This window comes from Rhizobium sp. LCM 4573 (genome assembly GCF_001854865.1).
Taxonomy (GTDB): domain Bacteria; phylum Pseudomonadota; class Alphaproteobacteria; order Rhizobiales; family Rhizobiaceae; genus Neorhizobium.
The window spans coordinates 1-7,404 of the sequence record NZ_MDDW01000027.1 but is presented as its reverse complement, the minus strand read 5'-3'; the positions used below and the strand labels follow the sequence as shown (position 1 = coordinate 7,404).

Below are 7,404 nucleotides of genomic sequence, written 5' to 3'. Positions count from 1 at the left end.
ATGTAGAAGTAACCTGCGCCGAACGCGTCGCAGACGCGAACGTATTCCATCGGCTCGGGCTCAGCAGCGACGATAGCGTCAGCCGCCTGGGCGCCGGATACTGCTGCGAGAGCAGCAGCGGAGCCGAGGAGAAGGCTCTTGATGTTCATTTTTGACCTCCAGTCAAAGTTTCGTTTGGGTCTGGGTTCTTTGCTGAAGGACAGCGTTCCCTGCCCCATCCCCGCGATTACCAGAAAACGGACGATCCACCGCCTCGCTTCCGAATGTGAAAATACAAGACGTCGAAGGCCATGCAATCTTGAACTTCAGCCAAACAAGCTCATCCGACCTGCTTCGATGAAGCCTGTTGCCGAAAGGACACAAAAGCGAGAGCACGGCGGCACCAACATTTACCCTTCGTTAAGAAAGAGCTTATGTGCCAGTAACTTAGCAAGGACATAAGGGGAGTGTGCGCGACAACCGGTGCGCTTTCTCACGGAATCACTTTTCCCGCAGAGGGCGATGCCGAATGTGGATGAGCGGGCAGGTGTGGAAAACCTGGAAACGCATGGCGCAGATGGCGGAGAGGAAGGGATTCGAACCCTCGATACGCTTTTGACGTATACTCCCTTAGCAGGGGAGCGCCTTCGACCACTCGGCCACCTCTCCGGTGAGGCCTCAGTAAGTTGAAGAGCCTGTGAATGCAAGGCCTTTGTGACTTCATCCGCCAAGTTTTGGACGAATCACGGCGTCAGAACCGCTTCTCAAGGAGATTGACGCCCCCGCTCGCGCGCGCTGATTCTCCCAGTGGGGCCGGCCAGGCGGAGGCCATGGATTATCTGACGCAGCTCCGGCGATTCGGTGGCCTTACACGCTCGCAAAGCGTCGGCTCATCGGAGCACGCTTGTGGCAGACCGACCGATTCTCAATAGCCGGCCGGCTTTCCGGCAGGTGCGCCGCCACGTCCGTAGCGGGAGGCGAGCCCACGAAGTGCCGCGGCAAATTCGGTGACGTCGGCGCCGACAGCGACGAATCGGGCGCCGAGATCGATGTAGCGGCGGTTGAGCGATTCGCTGAAGGTCAGGATGCCGGCGGCCTTGCCTGCGCCGGTGATCGTCGCGATCGCTTTTTCGATCACCTCCTGCACTTCCGGCGCCTCCATGCGGCCGAGATAGCCCATGTCGGCGGAAAGATCGGCGGGACCGATGAAAACCCCATCCACGCCCTCGACGGCCGCGATGTTTTCGAGATCGGCGATCGCGGCCATGGTCTCGGCCTGCACCAGAAGGCAGATTTCGTCCGCCGCCGTATCGGCGTAATCGGCTACCGCATTGAAGGCGGAAGCCCTGCCCACCGCCGCGCCGACGCCGCGAATTCCTCTAGGAGGATAGCGCACGGCCCGCACCAGTTCGCGCGCCTGTTCGGCCGAATCGACCATGGGAACGAGAATCGTCCGCGCGCCGATATCGAGCACCTGCTTGATCATCCACGACTCGCTGACCGGAACGCGCACCACAGGCTCGACGGGGTAAGCCGCGAGCGCCTGCAATTGAGTCAGAATGCTGCGCAGGTCGTTCGGCCCATGCTCACCGTCGATCACCAGCCAGTCGAAACCGGCGGTGCCGGCAATCTCCGCCGGCAGCGGCTCACCCATGTTCAGCCAGAGGCCGATCTGCAGGCGATCTTCGCGAATGGCGGATTTGAAGTGATTCTTTGGCACGGGCATGTCGTTCGTCCAGTATTACAATGACGGATCAGGAAAGGAGCTGTTTGAGATCGACGGCTGTATCGGCAAGGAGCCTCTTGTCCGGCGCGATCCCGGTTTCCAGCATCTTCTTACCGGTCACATAGGCCTTGGCATCGTTGATCGCATCGACGGCGATGAACTCGCCTTCCCGGAAGTACCAGATGGAAAGGCTGCCCTCGCGCATTCCGGGCCGCACCAGCGTCTCGTCGTAACCGAGATTGAAGCCGGCGATCTGCAGCTTCACGTCATACTGGTCCGACCAGAACCAGGGCTTCGGATCGTAAGGCTCGCCACCACCCGCCAGAACGGCCGCCACGGCTTCGGCCTGGTCCACGGCATTCTGTACCGATTCGAGGCGAATCCGCCGCCCTCTCCAAGGCAGCATGGCGCAATCGCCCATGGCGAAGATGGAAGGATCCGAGGTGCGGCCGAACTCGTCGACGATCACGCCGTTCCCCACGTCCAGGCCGCTTTCCTGCGCCAGCCGGTCATTCGGCATCACGCCGATGCCGACGATGACGAAATCCACCTCGATCATCGAACCGTCGGAAAGCTCGGCACCGCGCACCTTGCCGCCTTCACCGATCAATCGCACGAGACCGGTCTTCTCGCGGATCACCGCCCCGTGCCGCAGGTGGATGGCGCGCATGGCATCGGCGGTCTCCTTGGCGGCAACACGCTGCAGGATGCGGTCGGCCATTTCGATCAGCGTCACCTCGACGCCGAGATGGCGGGCAACGGCAGCCGCCTCCAAACCGATATAGCCGCCGCCGATAATGAGAAGCCGCCGGCCGGCCCGCATCTCCCCGGAGAGCAGATCGGCATCGCGCTTGTCGCGGACCACGAAGACCCCGTCGAGATCGCCGCCGATGGCGGCGGGCAGCGCCCGCGGCGTGGAGCCGGTCGCAAGCGCCAGCGTCTCATAGCCGAGGACGGAGCCATCCTGCATGCGCACGCGCCGGGCGGCCCGATCGATCTCCTCGACATGGGTGGAAAGCTTCAGATCGACCTGGTTTTCCGCATACCAGTTTTCCTGGCGGAAGGTCAGGCGGTCGAATTCCATCTCGCCGAGCAGATATTTCTTTGAGAGCGGCGGGCGTTGATAGGGCGGCACGTCTTCCGCGCCAATCAGGGTGATGGGCCGATCGTCCTTCAGCAAGCGAAGCTTCGCGGCAAGCGCGAAACCCGCCTGCCCCGCGCCGACGATCACCAGCCTGCCTGTCACCTCGATCCCCCTGACACATCCCACACGCGACGCATGTTGCGTCGGTTGAGGCGTAACCCCGCCGCGCCTGCCCGTCAACCGCAGAAGGTTGCGCGCACACCCGGAAGCCATGGCGCGACGAAAACGCGCAGATCGGCGGCATTTTAACGATCTGTTTCAGAATGCGTCAGCCGATCGGCCCCTACACTGACAATACGAGGAGAAAAGGAGGGTGCCATGCCCTTGAATATGGACGAGGATCTGAAGCGGGACGCGCCCCGCGACCAGGCGTTCCAGAAATTCACCGTGGATCGCCCAGCCAGAATCATCTTCGTCGGCCGGCGGTTGAGCACGGCCACGCATTTCCGCTGCCTCGTCCGCTCCATCTCTCTCTACGGGGCGGAACTGGAAATCGCCCCGCACATGCCGGCGCCGAACAATTTCTTCCTGGAGATCCTCGGCATCCACGACGAGATCGGCTGCACAGTCATTCGTCGCGAGGAAGAGAAGCTGACGGTCGGCTTCAACATGCTGATCGATCCGGAATTCCTGCATCACGTCGTCCGGCTGAGTTTCGAAACGAGCCATTGATGCTCGTCGTTCTCCGACGGTAGACGGCGGCCCGCTCGGTTCCGGTGGGCGCGCGAGGCCCCACCCGAAACCCGTGAAAGGAACGGCAGCGCCCAGAGAAGGCCCTGCCATTCTGCGCCCTCCAGCGGATCGGCGAGCGAATTCGTCGTCCTCTTCTTACGATTCTCATCTTCCAGAAGCTGCCAGAGCCTTACCCAATTGAGAAGCATGGCATCCACTCCATCTATAATGTCTGGCTATAATCTCCTGCCATTCAGCTAGGGAGGATGGGCAGGCAGCTGTAGACGCGCCGGCGAAAGGTGTGTTTCACCGCTGAAAGATGGAGAAACCATCGCGCCGAGCATAAAGGGTGCCGCTATGAAGGATGCCGATTGGGACGACCTCRAACTGTTCTTCCATGTGGCGCAGGAAGGCGGCCTCAGCGGCGCGGCCGAGCGCACCGGTATCAGCGCGCCGACGATCGGYCGGCGAATGCTGGCGCTCGAACGGGTGACCGGGCGCACCTTGTTCGTACGCAGCCAGCAGGGATACCGGTTGGCGCCGGATGGTGAGGTGCTGCTCGAACATGTACGCGCCATGCGCAGGACGGCCGAGAGTATTTCCGACTGGCACAGGAAGGCCTTCGCCCTGCCGATCGTCTCCATCGGCAGCGATGTCTGGCTTTCCGGCTTCATAGCGGACAATGTTCCAGCCCTGCGCGGCAGGGAGGATCGCTTCCGCCTGTGCTGCAAAACGCTGCACGCCGGGGTCGACTTCACCTATCGGGAAGCGGATGTCGGCCTCGTCAACCGCCGGCCGCAGAGCGGCAATGTCGCCGTGCGCCGCTCCGTCGAAATCGCTTATGCCATATATATAGCTGCGGACCTTGCCCGCTCGGACGAGCTGCCATGGATATCCATCGGCACCGAGAATGCCTTTTCGCCGRCCGACAAATGGGTGTTCCAGAATCATGAGGCCGACATTCTTACCTGGACCAACTCGCCGGCCCTCCTCACCCGGCTGATCCGCAGCGGCAACGGCCGAGGCATCCTTCCGTGTTTCGTCGGCGATTCGCATCCCGGACTTCGGCGCGAGGGCGACATTATAGACGACCTCACCCACACGATATGGATCGTCGCCAATGACGACGATCGCCATCGTCCGGAGATACGCCTGGTGATCGAACGGCTGAGCCGTCTTTTCAAGGACGAGGAGAAGTCATTCCGCGGCGAGCGGACGTCGTGAGCGATCGCGGCTCTTGCATGGGATGAAATCGCTCTTATTGTGTGCCGGCTTTCATAACCGGGACATCGTCATGCCTGCATTTTCGCGTTTCACGCCGCTGGTCGGCGCGCTTCCCGCAACCGTTCCCTTCGTCGGGCCGGAGGCGATCGAGCRCAATCGGGGGCTTACCGTCAAGGCGCGCATCGGCGCGAACGAGAACGGCTTCGGCCCCGCCCCCTCGGTGATCGAGGCGATCAGTGCTGCGGCGACGGAAACCTGGAAATATTCCGATCCGGAGAACTTTCTCCTGAAACAGGCGCTCGCGGCCCATCTCGGCTGCTCGCCCGACAATCTCGCGGTAGGCGAAGGGATCGATTCCCTGCTCGGCCTCATCGTGCGGCTGGTCATCGAGCCCGGCATGCCGGTCGTCACCTCATTCGGCGCCTATCCCACCTTCAACTTCCATGTCGCCGGCCATGGCGGGCGGCTGGTCACGGTGCCCTATGTGGACGATCGCGAGGATCTCGACGGGCTCCTCGATGCGGTAAAAAGGGAGAATGCGCCGCTCGTCTATTTCGCCAATCCCGACAATCCGATGGGAAGCTGGCACGATGCCGACGCAATCGTGGCCTTCGCCAAGGCATTGCCGGAAACCTGTCTCTTGATTCTCGACGAGGCCTATTCCGAAACGGCTCCCGCCGGAGCGACACCATCCATCGCCGCGCTGATCGGCCAGCCAAACGTGATCCGCACCCGCACCTTCTCCAAGGCTTACGGACTTGCCGGCGCCCGTGTAGGCTATGCGATCTCGACGCCCGGCACGGCACAGACCTTCGACAAGATCCGCAATCACTTCGGCATGAACATAGTCGGAGTGGCGGCGGCGATCGCCGCCCTCAAGGATCAGGCCTACCTCACACAGGTGATCGGCAAGATAAAAGCCTCGCGGGAGCGGATTGCGGCGATCGCGCGCGAGAACGGTCTTACCCCCCTGCCCTCGGCCACGAATTTCGTCGCCATCGACTGCGGCCGCGACGGAGCCTATGCCCGCGCGATCGTCGACGGACTGATGGAGCACGGCGTCTTCATCCGCATGCCAGGCGTAGCACCGCTCAACCGGTGTATCCGCATCAGTACCGGACCGGAAGAGAACATGGCGCTGCTGACGCAGGCCTTGCCAGAGGTTTTGAAGCGAGTGAGTAGTGAGTAGTGAGTAGTGAGTAGTGAGTAGTGAGTAGTGAGTAGTGAGTAGTGAGGGGCTTTCACACGCGGAGCGTTGCGCAATCCGCTTTCTGCTCACTAGCGACTAATCACTACTCACTAATCACTCTCTCAATGCACCGTCATCCAGTCGCGAGCCGCGCGGAGCGCCTCGGCAAGCTGCGCCTTGCTCATCGTCGGCACCAGATCGGCGCGCAGCTCGGCGGCTCGGTCGCAGCCCTTGATGGCCGCAATGTTCAGCCACTTGTGCGCGGCGACCAGATCGCGATTCACCCCACGGCCCGTCGCGTACCTTACTCCCATCTCACAGAGAGCATCGGCGCGGCCTTCTCCCCTCATCGGGGCGGGTTCGGACATATGCGTTTCGAAAGGTGCCATCGGTTTATCCCTGTTCGTACCTGTTGTTCATCGTCCCTGTTTCGATACCCTTTCGGGCTCCTCGGGATCGCCGTCTTCATGCGGCTTCTCGATCCCTCGGCGGCGGGCTTCCCGCTCGTCTGATGGCCCAACCTTCGCGGAAACCTTCAAAAACTCGCTTAAAACGCATGCTTAATTTGCCGAAAACAAAGTTCAAATGATTGGTAAATTTGAGTTTTTGTTAAACATCGGAACTCCTGCCCATTAAGGACTTCAGCGGGATTTTTACGAAAACTTCAGAATTGGAATTTCAACGGATTGCTAACCAAGAATCGTCTCACCCTTCCCGGATGCATCGGACGCGGGGGCGAAGGAGCTAACTTCCGACACGTATTTACCTTTACGTTCGCGTAAGATATCGTGGCGACCGGCTTTCTGGAGGAAGGCCGGAGGAAAAGGCATGTCCGCAATGGGCGATGCCTCTTGCATCGGGAGGGAAACGAGGATGCAGAAATTGATGCTGGCGACAGCTTTCGTGCTGGCCGCCGCAACGGCCGGAAACGCCGCCGAAGCAATCGAAGGAAACTGGAAGACGGCAAGCGGCGAGACCGCCAAGATCGGCCCTTGCGGCGGCGCCTATTGCGTGACGCTGGTCACCGGCAAGCATGCGGGAAAGCAGATCGGCCGACTTTCCGGCACGGGTGGACAATATAGCGGGCAGATCACCGATCCGGCCGACGACAAGACCTATAGCGGATCGGGCACCGTCTCGGGCAATTCGCTGCGGATGAAGGGCTGCGTCCTGAAGATCCTCTGCAAGTCGCAAACCTGGACGCGTCTTTAATATTATATGCTCGATCGACGCGCGGGCGGTAAACCTGCCCGTACGCTCGTCGAACAGGGGCTGGAGTGCTCCCCGTTTCACCGGACAGTCGGCTTAGGTTGAGATAGCCCTGATGAACTGGCGAGGGGAAGCCATTTTCAGAGCGGAATGGGGATGGATTTCATTATAGTCCTCGATCCATCCATCGATCTGCCGGAGCGCAGTTTCCGCGTCCGGAAGGGTTGAGATGCGGACATAGTCCCGCTTCAGGGTTTTGAC

At 61.1% G+C, this 7,404-nt stretch carries 9 protein-coding genes and 1 tRNA gene; 4 read left to right on the top strand and 6 right to left on the bottom strand.

Features of this window, described 5'->3' with window-relative positions:
• The 4 genes from LCM4573_RS27555 to LCM4573_RS21895 form a co-directional block, all read right to left on the bottom strand.
• On the bottom strand, positions 1-218 hold a 218-nt coding region (locus tag LCM4573_RS27555), incomplete at its 3' end, for a porin (RefSeq protein ID WP_244505397.1).
• A 339-nt stretch (positions 219-557) separates the two neighbouring features.
• Positions 558-648: transfer RNA gene (locus LCM4573_RS21905), tRNA-Ser, on the bottom strand.
• Between the two features lie 256 nt (positions 649-904).
• Positions 905-1,705, bottom strand: coding sequence for an aldolase/citrate lyase family protein (locus LCM4573_RS21900; RefSeq protein ID WP_071008552.1), 801 nt, complete (start codon positions 1,703-1,705; stop codon positions 905-907).
• Between the two features lie 28 nt (positions 1,706-1,733).
• Positions 1,734-2,951: an NAD(P)/FAD-dependent oxidoreductase gene (locus LCM4573_RS21895; protein WP_071008551.1), complete on the bottom strand. Its 1,218-nt coding sequence runs from the start codon at positions 2,949-2,951 to the stop codon at positions 1,734-1,736.
• A 216-nt stretch (positions 2,952-3,167) separates the two neighbouring features.
• On the opposite strand from LCM4573_RS21895, the gene LCM4573_RS21890 reads away from it, so the two are divergent.
• From LCM4573_RS21890 to LCM4573_RS21875, 3 genes are all read left to right on the top strand, one after another.
• The gene (locus tag LCM4573_RS21890) at positions 3,168-3,521 is read left to right on the top strand and encodes a PilZ domain-containing protein (protein ID WP_071008550.1); all 354 of its coding nucleotides are present in this window, start codon (positions 3,168-3,170) and stop codon (positions 3,519-3,521) included.
• Between the two features lie 357 nt (positions 3,522-3,878).
• Positions 3,879-4,745 carry a LysR family transcriptional regulator gene (locus tag LCM4573_RS21880; RefSeq protein WP_071008549.1) on the top strand — a complete coding sequence of 289 codons (867 nt, stop codon included), beginning with the start codon at positions 3,879-3,881 and terminating at the stop codon, positions 4,743-4,745.
• A gap of 70 nt (positions 4,746-4,815) precedes the next feature.
• Positions 4,816-5,934, top strand: coding sequence for a pyridoxal phosphate-dependent aminotransferase (locus tag LCM4573_RS21875; RefSeq protein ID WP_071008554.1), 1,119 nt, complete (start codon positions 4,816-4,818; stop codon positions 5,932-5,934).
• Between the two features lie 122 nt (positions 5,935-6,056).
• On the opposite strand, the gene LCM4573_RS21870 is transcribed toward LCM4573_RS21875, so the two are convergent.
• The gene (locus LCM4573_RS21870) at positions 6,057-6,323 is read right to left on the bottom strand and encodes a sel1 repeat family protein (protein WP_071008548.1); all 267 of its coding nucleotides are present in this window, start codon (positions 6,321-6,323) and stop codon (positions 6,057-6,059) included.
• A 484-nt stretch (positions 6,324-6,807) separates the two neighbouring features.
• Here LCM4573_RS21870 and LCM4573_RS21865 point away from each other — a divergent pair, with 484 nt between their 5' ends.
• Entirely contained in the window at positions 6,808-7,146 is a 339-nt protein-coding gene (locus LCM4573_RS21865) for a DUF2147 domain-containing protein (RefSeq protein ID WP_071008553.1), read from the top strand.
• 93 nt (positions 7,147-7,239) lie between these two features.
• Here the strand turns inward: LCM4573_RS21865 and LCM4573_RS21860 are convergent.
• The coding region (locus LCM4573_RS21860) for an integrase core domain-containing protein (protein ID WP_157895533.1) at positions 7,240-7,404 on the bottom strand (165 nt) is incomplete at its 5' end.